We start from the raw sequence: 14925 nt of genomic DNA, 5'->3' as shown, positions 1-14925 counted from the left end.
AGGCGAATGAAGCCGGTCATGCAACCCGAACATTCAAGAATTCAATAAGCAGCGGTGTGAGAGAGCGCCGCATTATACGTAACTAGGAGCGTGGTTACACAATGCAGGAGGCATGGGAAGGCTTCAAGGAAGGCATCTGGACGGGAGAGGTTGACGTCCGAGACTTCATCCAGAAGAACTACACCCCCTACGAGGGCGACGAATCGTTCCTCGCCGGTCCGACCGAGCGTACCAAGGAGCTGTGGGGCGAGGTTCTCGACCTGCTGCTCAAGGAGCGCGAGCAGGGCGGCGTCCTCGATATGGATACCAAGACTGTCACGGGTATCGTGAGCCACCCCGCTGGCTACATCGATAACGCCCACCGCGAGAAGGAGACCATCGTCGGTCTTCAGACTGACAAGCCGCTCAAGCGCGCTCTGCACGTCAACGGTGGTATCCGCATCGCTTGCCAGGCTGCCGGCCAGCACGGCTACAAGATCGACGAGAACGTTGTCGAGCGCTACACCTTCGAGCGCAAGACCCACAACGCCGGCGTCTTCGATGTCTACACCCCCGAGATGCGTGCTTGCCGCTCGGCTCACATTATCACCGGTCTGCCCGATGGCTATGGCCGCGGCCGCATCATCGGCGACTACCGTCGTGTCGCCCTGTACGGCGTCGACTACCTGATCAAGGATAAGGAGGCCCAGAAGGCTTCCACCCCGACGGTCATGACCGCCGATAACATCCGCGATCGCGAGGAGCTGCAGGAGCAGATCCGCGCCCTCGGCGAGCTCAAGATGATGGCCGAGACCTATGGTTTCGATATTTCCAAACCTGCTACCAACACGCAGGAGGCCATCCAGTGGATGTACTTCGCCTACCTCGCTGCCGTCAAGGAGCAGAACGGCGCCGCTATGTCCATCGGCCGTACCTCTACGTTCATCGACATCTACGCTGAGCGCGACCTTGCCAACGGTACCTTTACCGAGGAGCAGATCCAGGAGTTCGTGGATCACTTCATCATGAAGCTCCGCATGGTCAAGTTTGCCCGTACCCCCGAGTACCAGGCCCTGTTTACCGGCGATCCGCAGTGGGTCACCGAGTCCATCGGCGGCATGGGTGTTGACGGCCGTACGCTCGTTACCAAGATGAGCTTCCGCTACCTGCACACGCTCGAGAACATGGGCACCAGCCCCGAGCCCAACATGACCGTTCTGTGGTCGACCCGTCTTCCCGAGAACTTCAAGAAGTTCTGCGCCAAGACTTCTGTCGCCAGTTCCTCGGTCCAGTACGAGAACGACGACCTCATGCGCGTTTACCACGGCGACGACTACGGCATCGCCTGCTGCGTGTCCTCCATGCGCATTGGCAAGGAGATGCAGTTCTTCGGCGCTCGTGCCAACCTGGCCAAGTGCCTGCTGTACGCACTCAACGGCGGTGTTGACGAGGTCTCCAAGAAGCAGGTCGGCCCCAAGTATCGCGCCGTCGAGGGCGACACGCTCGATTACGATGACGTTATGGCCAAGTACAACGACATGATGAAGTGGCTCGCTGGCGTGTACGTCAACTCGCTGAACATCATTCACTACATGCACGACAAGTATTGCTACGAGCGCATCCAGATGGCTCTGCACGACAAGCACGTGCACCGCTGGTTCGCTACGGGCATCGCTGGCCTTTCCGTCGTGGCTGACTCCCTGTCCGCCATCAAGTACGCCAAGGTTCACCCCGTCCGTGACGAGAACGGCATCATCGTCGACTTCGAGACCGAGGGCGAGTTCCCCAAGTACGGTAACGACGACGACCGCGTCGACCAGATCGCTCACGACGTTGTGCACCAGTTCATGGAGTACATCCGCATGAACGACACCTACCGCAACTCCGTGCCTACGACCTCGGTTCTGACCATTACCTCCAACGTCGTGTACGGTAAGAAGACCGGCTCCACGCCCGATGGCCGCAAGGCTGGCCAGCCGTTCGCCCCGGGTGCTAACCCCATGCACAAGCGCGATAGCCACGGCGCCATCGCTTCGCTGTCTTCGGTTTCCAAGCTCCCGTTCCGCGATGCCCAGGACGGCATCTCCAACACCTTCTCCATCATCCCGGGCGCGCTCGGCAAGGAGGACCAAGTGTTCTTTGGTGATATCGACCTTGATCAGCTGGGCGAGTAACTATTGTTAGTGCTATACTAACAATAACGATTACTGATTAGTGCGCCGGTTTCGGCCGGCGCCTATCGATCGAAGGAGACACATTATGAAGGTTTCTGAAGTTTCCGAGACTCAGGCCGACAACCTGGTCCACATGCTCGACGCTTACGCCGAGAAGGGTGGCCACCACCTGAACATCAACGTCTTCAACCGTGAGACGCTGCTCGACGCTCAGGCTCACCCCGAGAAGTACCCGCAGCTGACCATCCGCGTTTCCGGCTATGCCGTGAACTTCCACACGCTCACCAAGGAGCAGCAGGACGAGGTCATTTCGCGTACCTTCCACAACAAGTTCTAAAGGGACTCAACTCCCACCGGAGACCCGGTAAGGCCTACGCACTTTGCCTCTCAAACGTCCTCGCCGCTTCGCGGCTGCGGAATGTTTGCGAGGCAAAGTGCTCCCGGCCTTGCCGGGTCTCCTGCGTTATCGCACTTTAGGGAACCACGCTAAATTAAATTGGTGTCCTCGGACATGCAAGAAGCCCTCGCTGCGCACTTCGTGCGGCGAGGGCTTCTTGCGTCCTGCGGAATGTTTTGGGAGGTAGCCCAAACAGCCCCGGCGGGGTCCTGTGTAGTCACCCTTTAGGCGGAACTCTCCTAATGGACTGAGCGTTCTGGATACTTACTTGCTACCGTTTATCGCGTATAGCTACCGTTTGCGGAGTAAGTAACACTTAGTAATAAACCGTGTAAAATCTCAGTTAAGAACGGAGTTTTCCAGGGAGACGCTGTCCTTTGTTTTGTGCAAGGGACGGCGTCTCTTTGGCGCTTGGAGGCCGTTCTGTAGCAGGACGGTGGACGTGCGTCACATATTAAAAAGTCAACGTCGAGATGGGTCGTGATAAGAATGGGCAAGTACGTAATCGTGGTTGAATCTGGTTCGGATGTGACGCCAGAGCTCTGCGAACGCTACGGCATCGTGCGTGTGCCCATGCATGTCACGATTGGTGACGAGACCGTCGAGGACGGCTCGATCGATCCGCTCGAGATCTATTCGCGCTGCAACGAGTTTGGCGTGATGCCCAAGACCAGCGGCTGCGCGCCGGCAGATTTCTCTCGCGTGTACGACCGCATTCACGCCGAGCAGCCCGACGCAACCATTTTGCATCTTGCGTATTCCGAGGCCACGACCTGTTCGCATCAGTCCTCGAAGATCGCGGCAGAGGGGCGCGACTACGTGTTCTCCATGGACACGCGTTTTGTCTCGGTGGGCCAGTCGCTTGTTGTCGTCGAGACCGCCAAATACATCGAGGCTCATCCCGATGCCACCGTCGACGAGATCTTCGCCTTCGCGAGCTCCGTTATGGACCGCGTGTTGCTGGGCTTTGTTCCTACCGACCTTGCCTTCCTTAAGGCGGGCGGTCGCTTGTCCAACGTCGCGTTCCTAGGCGCCCATCTGCTCAAGATTAAGCCCTGCATTGAGGTAACGGGCGGCAAGTTCGTGGCGACTAAGAAGTTCCGCGGCTCTATGCTCAAGTGCGCCCGCGCTTTTATTGACCACATGGTTGCGAAGGGCGAAATTGACTACTCGCACATTGGCCTGGCGTATTCGGTAGGCCTTTCCGAGGAGCTGCGCGACGACATGGAAGTCTATGCGCACGACCTGGGCTTTAGGGACGTTACCTGGACTCAGGTCGGCGGCGTCATCTCGAGCCATTGCGGCCCGACCGCCTTCGGCGCGGTGCTCACGCTCAAGGCGTAACGCCTGGCGTCTATCGATTTCTATTGCCTCGGCGGCGGGCGGGTTGCGACAACCTTCCCGCCGCTTTTGCATGGGGCCAAATAGGACAATCCAATTGACCGCTAAACCGTTTCGCCATCAAGCATATAGGCTAGAATGACTCTGGCATTTATGTAGCTAAAACCAATGAGAGGCAAGGTAGCGGGAATGGCTGAGATGAAGCTCGAGGGTATGGACGCTCGTCCTGAGGACTCCGCGTTTGCCCTGGGCCGCGTGCATTCGATCGAGACGATGGGAACGGTCGATGGACCCGGCATCCGCTTTGTGGTGTTTGTTCAGGGCTGCCCCATGCGCTGTGCGTATTGCCACAACCCCGATACCTGGTCGGTTAACGGCGGCACCATGGTGACCGTCGAGCACCTGATAGACGAGTTCCAGAGCAACCATGAGTTTTACCGCAGCGGTGGTATTACGGTATCCGGCGGCGAGCCGCTCCTGCAGCCTGAGTTCTTGGCCGACCTGTTCCGCGCAATGCACAACAACCCCGACGGTCGCGTACATACCTGCTTGGATAGTTGCGGCTATGCGTTCGACCCCGCGCATCCCGAGAAGTTCGATGCCGTACTCAACGAGACCGATATGGTGCTGCTCGACATTAAACATGCCGATCCCGTCGAGCATAAAAAGCTGACCGGTTGCGATCCTGCGCGCATCCTGGCGTTTGGCGATGAGCTGGCGCGTCGCAGGATCAAGGTCGTTATCCGTCACGTGGTAGTACCGGGCATTACCGACACGGCAGAGGAGTGCGAGGCGCTCGGTCGTCTGATTGCCCCGTGGCATAACGTGGTGGGCCTGGAAATGCTGCCGTATCACACGATGGGCGTCGTCAAGTATGAGCAGCTGGGGATTCCCTATAAGCTCGAGGGCGTTCCGCAGATGGATGCCGCGCGCATGCCCGAGCTGCGCAACGCCGTCATGACGGGCATGAAAAAGCGCCGCGCGGAACTCAAAAACGCTATCGGCTAGGGGTAGCTCATTTGGGGCCGGTAGGGTGGAGAAGTAGCTAAAAGAGCCCCGTCCTAAAAAGACTGCTCTCTGGGTTGCGGTGAGATGCGCAACAGAATCGTGCCATTTGGATAAATACGCTTGTGGTTTCTTTAAAGACACCTTAAACGCTTCTGAATATCTTTGGAAAGAAATGCCTGCTCGGTATTATGCTGCTCGTATATGAACGGGAGCAATCAGGAGACCACGTGCGAAACAACGCATCGCGGGACGAGCATGTGCCGCAGCATAGCAGCAGATATGAGACGAAGGGCACGTCTTCGCGTGGCCTTGCCGACGCTCGCATCCGCGTGACGAAGATTGCCGCCATGGGGATGCTAACGTTGGCGGTTATTATCCTCGGAATTACCGCTAAAACCTACGCGTCGGAGCGAATGGCACACTCAGATGCGTCAACGGTACAGACGCAAAACAAAAAGGTCTCTAAATCTAAAGCCACCGCAAGTCAAACCCTGTCGACAGCGAGCCTCAAGACGAGGCTTTCGAAGGCGGACTTTAACGATATTCCCTCAGGCGATACCGTGCAGACCTTCTCACTGGTTGATGACCAGATCCCCGTCCTTGAGGATGAGAGCCTCGCCGCGCTCCAAGATACCCTTGATCAGGCCCAGGAATTGGGCGACGTGGGTGTGGTGTTTTACGATCTGTCGAGCGGCAAGAGCGTGACGTATAACGCGGACGCCGAGGTGTACGGTGCGAGCAGCTACAAGGCGCTCTATGTACTCTACGTCTGCGAGTTACTGGTCGAGACAGGGCAAGTATCGCTCGATGATACTCTGGGCACCTATGGCGGCTACAGTATGGGCTGGCTGACGGTTCGCGACCTGATCGAGACCTCGGTCGTCAACTCGGATAACGACTCGTTTATCGCGTTGCGTGCAACGTTTGATCAAGATGGCTACGAGGATTGGATTGCCGCACTCGGCGTCGAAGACGAGGTCGCGCTCGATCCAATGAGCGATTTCCCAACCTACTGCCCGCGCACCTCGGCCAAGTTGTGGCGCGAGATGAGCGAGTATTTGAGCCGCGAGAGCGAGACGTCGCAATGGCTGTCGGGCCTTCTGGCCTCTACGACCCGGTCCTTTATCCGTGACGGCATTGCGGACGACCATGTCATGGTGCGTAACAAGGCCGGTTGGATCAGCGAGGCAGGTTGCAATGCGACGTGCGATGCTGGCCTCATCGATGTCGATGGCGACACCTACATTATGAGCATCATGTCATCGATGCCGTGGAGTGACCGTTCGAGTGAGGCCGTGGCCGCCATCGCCAAGGCGCTCTACGATACCCGCGCTGCGTTGGCCTAACGGCTTCGTATTGCGCGGTTGAGTCAAAATGCTGGTACCATACCGTGGATAAACAGTTTTCACAGGTTTGGGGGATGGTATGCCTACCATCGCAATCATCGGTGCACTCGAAAAAGAGGTTGCGCAGATTAAAGAAGAACTGAACGGCGCCCATGTGTCGCAAGAGGCAGGCTTGAGCGTTGTAAGCGGCGAGCTCAACGGTCTGTCAGTGGTCGCCACGACCGCTGGCATGGGAACCGTAAACGCCGCTGGTGCAACACAGCATCTCATCAGCAAATATGCTCCGCAGGCCGTTGTGTTTTCGGGCATTGCGGGTGGCTTAAACTCCAAACTCCATATCAATGACGTGGTTATTGGCAAGTGTCTGCGCTATCTGGATACCGACACGGCGCTCATCGCCGAGTCGGCGCCGGAGCTTGAGGAGTTTGCCTCGACACCGGCTCTGGTTGACATCGCCACCACCGTGCTTGCCGAACATGGGTTTATCGATGCTGACGCTTCCGATTCCGCTGCGGAGAAGGACCCTAAGCAGTTCCTGGTTGGCACTATCGCTACAGGTGACCGCTTTGTAACGGGCGACGCTATGCGCACCGCCGCCATCGACGCGACGCATGCCGATTGCGTTGAGATGGAAGGTGCTGCGATTGCCCATATTGCAGCCAAGAACGGTGTCGATTGTCTGGTGCTGCGTGCTATCAGCGATAATTGTGACGAGGCATATGACGCGTTTTGCGAGCGAGAGTTCGATTTGGACGAGTACGCCCGCACCGCGAGCGGCATCACACTCGATATCGTCCGCTGCATCGCCGCTGCGTAATCGTGCATCCCTATTGTAAGAACCTACGACCAAGGAGTATCCATGGCCGATTCCATTAACTACCAGCTTGCCAAGTTCGTCGCCAGCTACGGCAAGGTTTCGCAGATCCCCGAGTCCACCTGTCCCGAGGTGAGCTTTGTGGGCCGCTCCAATGTGGGCAAGTCGTCCATCATGAACAAGCTCTTTGGCCGCAAGAACCTGGTCAAGGTTTCGAGCACGCCGGGCAAGACGAGCAATATCAATTTCTTCGAGGCCGACGACGTGCACTTTGTGGACCTGCCGGGCTACGGTTTCGCCCGTCGTTCCAAGGCCGAGCGCGACCGCTGGGCCGAGCTCATCGGCGACTTCTTCGACTCCGAGCGCAGCTTTAACCTGGTTGTGTCGCTGGTGGACATTCGCCATGACCCCAGCAAGCTCGACCATGACATGATCGACTACCTGCAGGGCAACGAGTTCAACTTTATCGTCTGCCTCACCAAGGCCGACAAACTCAGCCGCACCCAGCAGGCACGCCAAGCGGCAGCCATCAAAAAGCAACTCAACGTCCCGGCCGAAAACGTAATCATCACAAGCTCCCAGACCGGCACCGGCATCGACGAGCTCAAGCGCCGCATTGCCGAGGCCTGCCTCTAGTAGGGGCTCTTGGCAGACAATAGTATTCATCCATCTATATCACCCCAGTGATAGTTGTTGGTACACTATCACTGGGGTGATATTTTTGTTCGGAGGTCGATATGGAGCTTTGGCACGGGTCGGAGGTTGTTGTCGAACGTCCGTCGTTGGATAAATGCAGACAATTCAATGACTATGGGCGCGGGTTTTATTGCACGTCACATGAGGAAATGGCGATGGAATGGGCATGCCGGACCGAGTCTGATGGCGTTGCCAATCGATATGAGCTTGATTTAGATGGCCTTTCGGTCTTGGATTTGGAGTCTGGGGAGTTTTCAATCCTCAATTGGCTTGCAATTCTGGCGAATAACAGAGAGTTCAATGTTTCGACGCCATTGGCGCGTGAAGGGCTTCGCTATCTACTTGATAACTGCTTAATTGATACATCTCCTTATGACGTTATTCGAGGCTATCGTGCTGACGACTCCTATTTTTCGTTTGCAAGACAGTTTGTCAGCGGCATGATATCGCTCAGACAGCTGCAACGTATCATGTGCTTGGGTGATTTGGGTATCCAATATGCCCTTATGAGCGAGCGCGCATTTTCGATGATTAGATTCTGCGATTGGAAGCGGGCTTCGGGGTCTGAGTTTTATCCCAAGCGTTTTGAGCGAGAGCAGAATGCTCGACGCAAATACTTGGATACGGTCAATGGGTTCGATTCCGAAGGTATCGACATTAGGGATTTAATGGCAGGGAGGGTTGATTTAAATGATCCAAGAGTTAACAGATCGTGGGCCGAGTAGGACATATCCCGTCTACTACCTCGAGGACGCAATGAACAACCTCGGCGACTGCTTCGACTATGCCGTCAATGACTATGGAGCAGAAGGATCTGAAGTTGCTGAACTCTTTTGCCTGAGCGGGGTTGCTCGCGAGTTTGAACGCGGCAACGCATGGGTAGTGTCGGGAAAATCGGGTGTTGAGCTGTTCGCGCTTATCGCTGAAAGGTCGGGCTATCAAAACAGGCCTATACCGGACTGCACCTATCGATTTGAGAAGACGCCGGAATATTGGGCGGGCTGGATGCTGGCATACCTGCAGTGGCGCCTAGGAGAGTCTTTCGAAGATTTGCTGCATGTCGTTCCATTTGATGTGCTGCGCAGTCTGTATTACCCCTGGCACGAAGCCTCGGAGGAACGAGTGGCTCGCCTCGTCTGCGATATGGCGAAAAAAGCGTCCAGGCAAACCAAACTTGCGTTAGCAAGAAAGAAGCTTAAGAAAACCCAACAAGACCTAGCATACGAATCGGGTGTGTCACTCCGCTCAATCCAAATGTACGAGCAGCGCCAGAGAAACATCAATGAAGCTTCGGTAACAAGCGTAAGAGCCATAGCAAAAGCCCTCCACTGCAACATCGAAGACCTCCTAGAACCAGTCTTCGAATACAAGGAACCCAGTGCGGCGTAAACCAAGCACACAGTCGAAGCCTGTTGCTGGTAAGTGCTCCTACCCAGCAAGAGCTCCTACCAATAAAAGGCCATAATTTCAGCCGGGCGCCCCTCCAAAGCGTGGGTCCCTATAGACATCGCTAGCCACGTTGCCATAGGGCCACCCGGGGGCATCCCCTTAAAAACATTCCGCAGCACGAGGCCCGCTTATCCGCAGCTCCGAAGGAGCGCAATATTAAATCAGCGAATGCGATTATCCTGTCGAGGTCGCGTAGGTCTCCTTGGGGCTTCCCCTGAAAACAATCCGCAGATCGAATTGCCCCGTCGCGCGAAGCGCACGACGGGGCAATTCATGATCGAGGACGTTTTCAGGGGAAGCCCCAAGGAGACCGGTGAGAGCAATGAGACAGGGCGCTACAGGTACTCGATTTGAGCGCCCTCGGTGTCGCACGTCAGAATATGCGTCTCACACTTGGGGAACTGCTCGCGCAGCTTGACCTGCAGGAATTTTGCCACGATAGTGTCGTCGGTCACAGCCATAAGGGTAGAGCCCGAACCGCTGATCCAGATGGTCTTGGCGCCGCCGTTAAGGCAGGTGTCGCGCACAGCGTTGTAGTCGGGAATCAGGCGACGACGATAGGGCTCCTGGATGCGGTCATCATTGGCGGCGGCAATCAGGTCGAGGTCGCCGGCCTCCAGGCCTCGCGTCATGCCGGCGATACGGCCCATTTGCCATACGGCGGTGGAGAGCGGAATTTCCTGCGGCACGACCTTGCGCGCCTCGCTCGTGTGAACCTCGTAGGGCGGAATCACGGTAATAAAACGCAAGCGATCGCTCACCTCGTAGCGCAGGCACTGGGGGAGCGAATCGGTCGGCGTAAAGGAGCAGACGGCGCCGCCCAGGATGGCGGGAGCGACGTTATCGGGATGGCCCTCGACCTCGGTGGCAATGCGGACGAGCTCAGCGCGGTCGACGGTGTGGCCTGTCAGTGCGGCGGCGGCCATAATGCCAGCGACGACGCAAGTGGAGCTGGAACCCAGGCCGCGAGCGACGGGTACATCGGTTTGAATGTCGATGGCGACGGGAAAAGCCGGCTCGCCCCATGCGGCCAGCGCATCGACAAAGCTGACGTAGACCAGGTTGTTCTCGTTTTGGAACTCCTCGGGGCAGCCCGTGATGGTGAGCTTGTCAGCGCGCTCGAAGGTGAAGTGCGAGTAGAGGCTGACGGCCATGCCGAGGGTGTCGTAGCCGATGCCTAGGTTGGCGCTGGTTGCTGGGACGGTGATCTTGATCATGTGGGTCCTCCTGGCGTGCCTGGCTGTTTAGTTTGCTGCTTGTGCAGGACTCGCGACGAACTAAACAGCCAGGCACGCTGTGCGCGTTCGTCATCATCCCGGGGGTTATCTGATAAAAGAAGGTGCGCCGGCTTTCGCCGGCGCTTAATAAGGGTTTTAGTTGGTAGCCATCTTTTTTGCTGCAGACTCGACGTAGCTTGCCATCTCATCGACGTCACAGACGTCTTCGAAGCGGACGGGTTTGGACTCGAGCTCGGCGAGCTGTGCCGGTGCGGCCGTATTGGTGGCCTGCTCGAGCACGCGCATGGCCTCAAAGTCGTCCTCGGGAACGTTGAGCCCCAGAGCATCGCAGCAGGCACGCGGGAACTTGTAGGGGCTGGCGGTCGAAAGCAGCACACGGGCCTTGGCGCCCTCGGCGGGAGCGACATTTTCAAAGACGTGATAGCCGCAAGCGGTGTGCGGGTCGATCACGTAGCCGTTCGCATCCCAGCAGCTCTTGATGGCAGCGAGGACCTCGTCCTCGCTGGCCCAGCCGCAGCCAAAGACGCTCTGAATCTTTGCCAGCAGGTCGGCGGGAACCTCATAGCGACCAGTCTTTGCCAGCTGCTCCATAAGGTTGGCAACAAGCTCGCAGTCGCCATCGGACAGGAAGTAGAGCATGCGTTCCAGGTTGGAGCTGATGAGGATGTCCATCGACGGCGAGATGGTCGTGAAGAACGGACGGTTGCGGTCGTAGACGCCGGTGGTCAGGAAGTCAGCCAGCACGTTGTTCTTGTCGCTCGCGACAATGAGCTTGGCGACGGGCAGACCCATGCGCTTGGCATAGTAGCCGGCCAGGATATCGCCAAAGTTGCCGGTCGGTACGCAGAACTCCACGGCGTCGCCGGCCTCGATGGCGCCGGCGCGCAACAGCTGCGCATAGGCGGCAAAGTAGTAGACGACCTGCGGCACCAGACGGCCGACGTTGATGGAGTTGGCACTCGAGAGCACCGTTCCGGCGGCCTCCAAGCGCTCGGCAAGCTCCTTATCGGCAAAGATGCGCTTGACGGCACTCTGGGCATCGTCGAAGTTGCCGCGAATGCCGCAGACGGCGACGTTATCGCCTTCCTGTGTGGACATCTGCAGATTCTGCACGCGGCTGACTTTGCCTTCGGGATAAAAGACGGTGATGCCCGTGCCCGGAGCGTCGGCAAAACCGGCGAGTGCGGCCTTGCCGGTGTCGCCCGACGTGGCGGTGACGATCATGATGCGCTCGGCGCCGCCGTCCTTGGCGGAAGTGCGGGCCATGAGGCGGGGGAGCATCTGCAGGGCGACGTCCTTAAAGGCACTCGTGGGGCCGCCAAAGAGCTCCATCACATAGGTCTGAGGGGCGTCAGCGCCCGGCGCAGCGTCGAGTTTGACGAGCGGCGTAACCTCTTCACTCGCGAACGTGCCGCGATATGCCTCATTCACACAGGCCGAAATTTCTTCGCCCGTGTAATCATTCAGTAACATTCCCAACACATCTTGAGCGATTTCAAAGTACGATTTATCTGCAAGCGAGCTGATATCGACCTGCTGGGTGCCGAGCTCGTCCGAGACAAACAAACCCCCGTCGGGAGCGATGCCGGTGCGGATTGCCACCTTACTTGAGCACGATAAAGTGCGTCCTCGTGTACTATGATAAGTTCCCATATAACACTGCTCCTCGGATGCCTTGGTCCCAATCGGTGAAACCATGGTATCAGAGCGTGCAAAATAGGTTCGCAGAGGCTTTTTAGAAAGGTAACCTCCAGCCCATGATTAAGATTGCCAAGTTTGGCGGCTCGTCGGTCGCCGACGCCGAACACTTTAAGAAGATCAAGGCCATCGTCGATGCCGACCCGGCCCGCCGTTTTGTGGTGGTTTCCGCCTGCGGTCGCCGCTTTAAGGGCGACACCAAGGTGACCGACCTGCTCTACCTGGTTAACGCGCACGTTAAGTATCACGTGTCGTGTGAGGAGCTGCTCGAGGACATTGGCCAGCGCTATTTTGATATCGCTGACGAGCTGGAGCTCACCTATCCCATCCGTGAGGAGTTCGCGGCCTTTGCCGAGCGCGCCCGCTCGGGCGGCTACTCCACCGAGGAGCTTGTGAGCCGCGGCGAGTACTTCACCGCTCGCCTGATGGCCGAGTACCTGGGCCTGCCGTTCCTGGACGCCGCGACGGTTGTGGCGTTCCATCACGACGGTACGCTCAGCATGAACCGCACCTCCGAGCTGGTGCAGGAGTACGGTCAGCAGGGCGGCTTTGTTATGCCCGGTTTCTATGGCGCGACGCGTGAGGGCCAGATTAAGCTGCTCGATCGTGGCGGCGGCGATATCTCGGGCTCGATCCTGGCCAAGTGTCTGGACGCCGACCTTTACGAGAACTGGACCGACGTCTCGGGCTTCTACTCTGCCGATCCGCGTATTGTTCCCGAGGCTCAGCCCATTGCGCGCGTTACCTACGAGGAGCTGCGCGAGCTTTCGTACATGGGCGCAAGCGTCCTGCACGAGGAGGCCGTGTTCCCCGTGCGCGAGGCGGGTATTCCGCTGGTCATCAAGAACACCAATGCGCCGCAGGACCCCGGCACCATCATTAGCGAGACGGCTGATGAGGGCGAGGCGGAGCCCATCATTACCGGCGTGACCGGCAAGCGCGGTTTTGTCGCCATCAACGTGGCCCGCGATCGCACCAAGCCCCGCGTCGGCTTTATGCGCCGTGCACTTTCGGTCTTCGAGCGCTATGACGTTTCCGTCGAGCACATGCCCACCGGCGTCGACCGCTTTGGCGCCGTGGTGCAGGAGCAGGATGTGCACGATTCGCTGTACTCGCTCGTGGGCGACATCCAGCAGGAGGTTGAGCCGCTCGAGATTGAGGTTGTCGAGGGCCTGGCGCTCATCGCGACTGTCGGTCGTAACCTGCGTGGCCGCGCAGGTATTTCCGGCCACCTGTTTGGCATGCTCGGCCAGGCTGGTGTGAGCGTGCGCATGATTTCGCAGAGCTGCGACGAGATCAACATCATTATCGGTGTCGAGGATAAGGACTTCGACCTGGCGATTCAGACCATTTACCGTGCCTTCTCCGACGAGAACGGCATTGTGAAGGTCTCCGATCTGGAGGCTCCTGCACCGATTGAACCCGCCCTGGCTGCCCTCCACAAATAGCGACCATCCCGGTAGATTTTTGGGATATGTCTAGAAATCTACCTTTTGGCGCACGAGTGGGTTTTGAGGCATGCTCCAAAAAATCTAGCGCGGGGCGTTTCGTTTCGGTTTCGTTTCGACGGGGTGGGTTTCGTGTCCGCCCCGTTCTTGTATACACTGGGCAAGAATATCCTGCCTGCTCGGCGTGCGGGCAAAAGCCACAACCTTTAAAGGGGGAAGCATGAAACAGTACACGGTTGCTATTTTGGGCGCGACGGGGGCCGTGGGCACCCAGATGCTCGAGTGCCTCAACGAGCAGGAGTTTCCGGTTGGCAAGCTCAAGCTGCTGGCGAGCGCGCGTTCTGCGGGCAAGACCGTCGAGTTCCGCGGCGAGCAGGTTGTTATTGAGGAGGCTTGCCCCGAGGCCTTTGAGGGCTGCGACATCGTACTCGGCGCTGCCGGCGACGATATCGCCAAGGAGCTGCTGCCCGAGGCCGTCAAGCGTGGCGCCGTCGTGGTCGACAACAGCCACGCCTTCCGTATGGATCCCGAGGTGCCGCTCGTCGTGCCCGAGATCAATGCCGACGACATCAAGTGGCATCACGGCCTTATCGCTAACCCTAACTGCGCAACCATCATCGGCCTGGTCCCCACCTGGCCGCTGCACAAGCTCGCCGGCGTGAAGCGCATGATCGTCTCGACGTACCAGGCGGCTTCGGGCGCTGGTGCTCCCGGTATGGCCGAGCTCGAGGCCCAGCTGGCCGCCCTGGGTCGTGGCGAGGAGATTCCCGAGCCGCGCGCATTTGCCGCCCAGTTGGCGAGCAACCTGATTCCGCAGATTGGCGGCGTCAAGGAGGAGGGCTTTACCTCCGAGGAGATGAAGTTGCAAAACGAGGGTCGCAAGATTATGCACCTGCCCGAGCTGCGCGTGAACTGCACCTGTGTGCGCGTGCCTGTGCTGCGCTCGCACTCCGAGAGCATTACGCTCGAGTTTGAGCGCGACATTACGGTCGAGGAGGCCCGTGCTGCGCTGGCTTCTGCCCCGGGTGTCAAGCTGGTCGACGACCTGGGTGCCGAGGATGCGCACGACCGATTCCCCATGCCGATGGACACCTCCGACCAGGACCTGATTTGGGTCGGTCGCGTGCGTCGCGACATCTCGAACCCCGAGGCCGCGCGTGGCATCACCTTCTGGTGCTGTGGCGACCAAATCCGCAAGGGCGCGGCAACCAACGCCGTCCAGATCGCCAAGCTGCTCTGCGAGTAGCGGTGGGACTGTCCGGCGGGGGCCGGGCTTAGCTTTCAGAACGTCCTCGACCATGTGCGGCGCCTTGTCCTGCTCCTTCGGAGCCGCGGAC

General features: G+C 58.3%; 13 protein-coding genes. 11 read left to right on the top strand and 2 right to left on the bottom strand.

Annotated features, from left to right (window positions below):
• Positions 1–101: 101 nt before the first annotated feature.
• The 9 genes from pflB (at position 102) to ACTQVX_RS07715 (ending at position 9144) form a co-directional block, all read left to right on the top strand.
• Positions 102–2153: a formate C-acetyltransferase gene (gene pflB / locus ACTQVX_RS07755; protein ID WP_441560769.1), complete on the top strand. Its 2052-nt coding sequence runs from the start codon at positions 102–104 to the stop codon at positions 2151–2153.
• 85 nt (positions 2154–2238) lie between these two features.
• Positions 2239–2490, top strand: coding sequence for an autonomous glycyl radical cofactor GrcA3 (gene grcA3, locus ACTQVX_RS07750; protein WP_055252439.1), 252 nt, complete (start codon positions 2239–2241; stop codon positions 2488–2490).
• A gap of 549 nt (positions 2491–3039) precedes the next feature.
• Positions 3040–3894, top strand: a complete 855-nt coding sequence (locus ACTQVX_RS07745) for a DegV family protein (RefSeq protein WP_154514928.1) — start codon at positions 3040–3042, stop codon at positions 3892–3894.
• Between the two features lie 186 nt (positions 3895–4080).
• On the top strand, positions 4081–4899 hold the full coding sequence (gene pflA / locus ACTQVX_RS07740; RefSeq protein ID WP_441560768.1) for a pyruvate formate-lyase-activating protein: 819 nt from the start codon (positions 4081–4083) through the stop codon (positions 4897–4899).
• Positions 4900–5126: 227 nt separating this feature from the next.
• A complete protein-coding gene (locus ACTQVX_RS07735; protein WP_441560766.1) occupies positions 5127–6245 on the top strand; it encodes a serine hydrolase in 1119 nt (372 codons plus the stop codon).
• 79 nt (positions 6246–6324) lie between these two features.
• Complete coding sequence (gene mtnN / locus ACTQVX_RS07730) at positions 6325–7062, top strand: 5'-methylthioadenosine/S-adenosylhomocysteine nucleosidase (protein WP_441536905.1); 738 nt, start codon at positions 6325–6327, stop codon at positions 7060–7062.
• A gap of 42 nt (positions 7063–7104) precedes the next feature.
• Positions 7105–7695 carry a ribosome biogenesis GTP-binding protein YihA/YsxC gene (gene yihA, locus ACTQVX_RS07725; RefSeq protein WP_055252447.1) on the top strand — a complete coding sequence of 197 codons (591 nt, stop codon included), beginning with the start codon at positions 7105–7107 and terminating at the stop codon, positions 7693–7695.
• 101 nt (positions 7696–7796) lie between these two features.
• A complete protein-coding gene (locus ACTQVX_RS07720) occupies positions 7797–8480 on the top strand; it encodes a DUF3990 domain-containing protein (protein WP_441560765.1) in 684 nt (227 codons plus the stop codon).
• Between the two features lie 31 nt (positions 8481–8511).
• Complete coding sequence (locus ACTQVX_RS07715) at positions 8512–9144, top strand: helix-turn-helix transcriptional regulator (RefSeq protein WP_441057876.1); 633 nt, start codon at positions 8512–8514, stop codon at positions 9142–9144.
• 395 nt (positions 9145–9539) lie between these two features.
• Here ACTQVX_RS07715 and thrB read toward each other — a convergent pair whose 3' ends face one another.
• Both thrB and thrC read right to left on the bottom strand, forming a co-directional pair.
• Positions 9540–10421 carry a homoserine kinase gene (thrB, locus tag ACTQVX_RS07710; RefSeq protein WP_154514914.1) on the bottom strand — a complete coding sequence of 294 codons (882 nt, stop codon included), beginning with the start codon at positions 10419–10421 and terminating at the stop codon, positions 9540–9542.
• 156 nt (positions 10422–10577) lie between these two features.
• Positions 10578–12095 carry a threonine synthase gene (thrC, locus tag ACTQVX_RS07705; RefSeq protein ID WP_441560763.1) on the bottom strand — a complete coding sequence of 506 codons (1518 nt, stop codon included), beginning with the start codon at positions 12093–12095 and terminating at the stop codon, positions 10578–10580.
• Positions 12096–12199: 104 nt separating this feature from the next.
• On the opposite strand from thrC, the gene ACTQVX_RS07700 reads away from it, so the two are divergent.
• Complete coding sequence (locus ACTQVX_RS07700; RefSeq protein WP_154514910.1) at positions 12200–13588, top strand: aspartate kinase; 1389 nt, start codon at positions 12200–12202, stop codon at positions 13586–13588.
• Between the two features lie 220 nt (positions 13589–13808).
• Positions 13809–14834: an aspartate-semialdehyde dehydrogenase gene (locus tag ACTQVX_RS07695; RefSeq protein WP_154514908.1), complete on the top strand. Its 1026-nt coding sequence runs from the start codon at positions 13809–13811 to the stop codon at positions 14832–14834.
• Positions 14835–14925 lie beyond the last annotated feature (91 nt).

This window comes from Collinsella sp. LCP19S3_A6 (assembly GCF_052122015.1).
Classification (GTDB): Bacteria; Actinomycetota; Coriobacteriia; order Coriobacteriales; family Coriobacteriaceae; genus Collinsella.
The sequence above is the reverse complement of the archived record's forward strand: the minus strand, read 5'-3'. Positions and strand labels throughout refer to the sequence as shown.

What these genes read in the sequence shown, in the direction of transcription:
- ACTQVX_RS07745 (WP_154514928.1), top strand. Translation starts at nt 3,040, where the DNA reads ATGGGCAAGTACGTAATCGTGGTTGAATCTGGTTCGGATGTGACGCCA.
- mtnN (WP_441536905.1), top strand. Translation starts at nt 6,325, where the DNA reads ATGCCTACCATCGCAATCATCGGTGCACTCGAAAAAGAGGTTGCGCAG.
- ACTQVX_RS07715 (WP_441057876.1), top strand. Translation starts at nt 8,512, where the DNA reads ATGAACAACCTCGGCGACTGCTTCGACTATGCCGTCAATGACTATGGA.
- ACTQVX_RS07720 (WP_441560765.1), top strand. Translation starts at nt 7,797, where the DNA reads ATGGAGCTTTGGCACGGGTCGGAGGTTGTTGTCGAACGTCCGTCGTTG.
- thrC (WP_441560763.1), bottom strand. Translation starts at nt 12,095, where the DNA reads ATGGGAACTTATCATAGTACACGAGGACGCACTTTATCGTGCTCAAGT.
- yihA (WP_055252447.1), top strand. Translation starts at nt 7,105, where the DNA reads ATGGCCGATTCCATTAACTACCAGCTTGCCAAGTTCGTCGCCAGCTAC.
- thrB (WP_154514914.1), bottom strand. Translation starts at nt 10,421, where the DNA reads ATGATCAAGATCACCGTCCCAGCAACCAGCGCCAACCTAGGCATCGGC.
- ACTQVX_RS07695 (WP_154514908.1), top strand. Translation starts at nt 13,809, where the DNA reads ATGAAACAGTACACGGTTGCTATTTTGGGCGCGACGGGGGCCGTGGGC.
- pflA (WP_441560768.1), top strand. Translation starts at nt 4,081, where the DNA reads ATGGCTGAGATGAAGCTCGAGGGTATGGACGCTCGTCCTGAGGACTCC.
- pflB (WP_441560769.1), top strand. Translation starts at nt 102, where the DNA reads ATGCAGGAGGCATGGGAAGGCTTCAAGGAAGGCATCTGGACGGGAGAG.
- ACTQVX_RS07700 (WP_154514910.1), top strand. Translation starts at nt 12,200, where the DNA reads ATGATTAAGATTGCCAAGTTTGGCGGCTCGTCGGTCGCCGACGCCGAA.
- grcA3 (WP_055252439.1), top strand. Translation starts at nt 2,239, where the DNA reads ATGAAGGTTTCTGAAGTTTCCGAGACTCAGGCCGACAACCTGGTCCAC.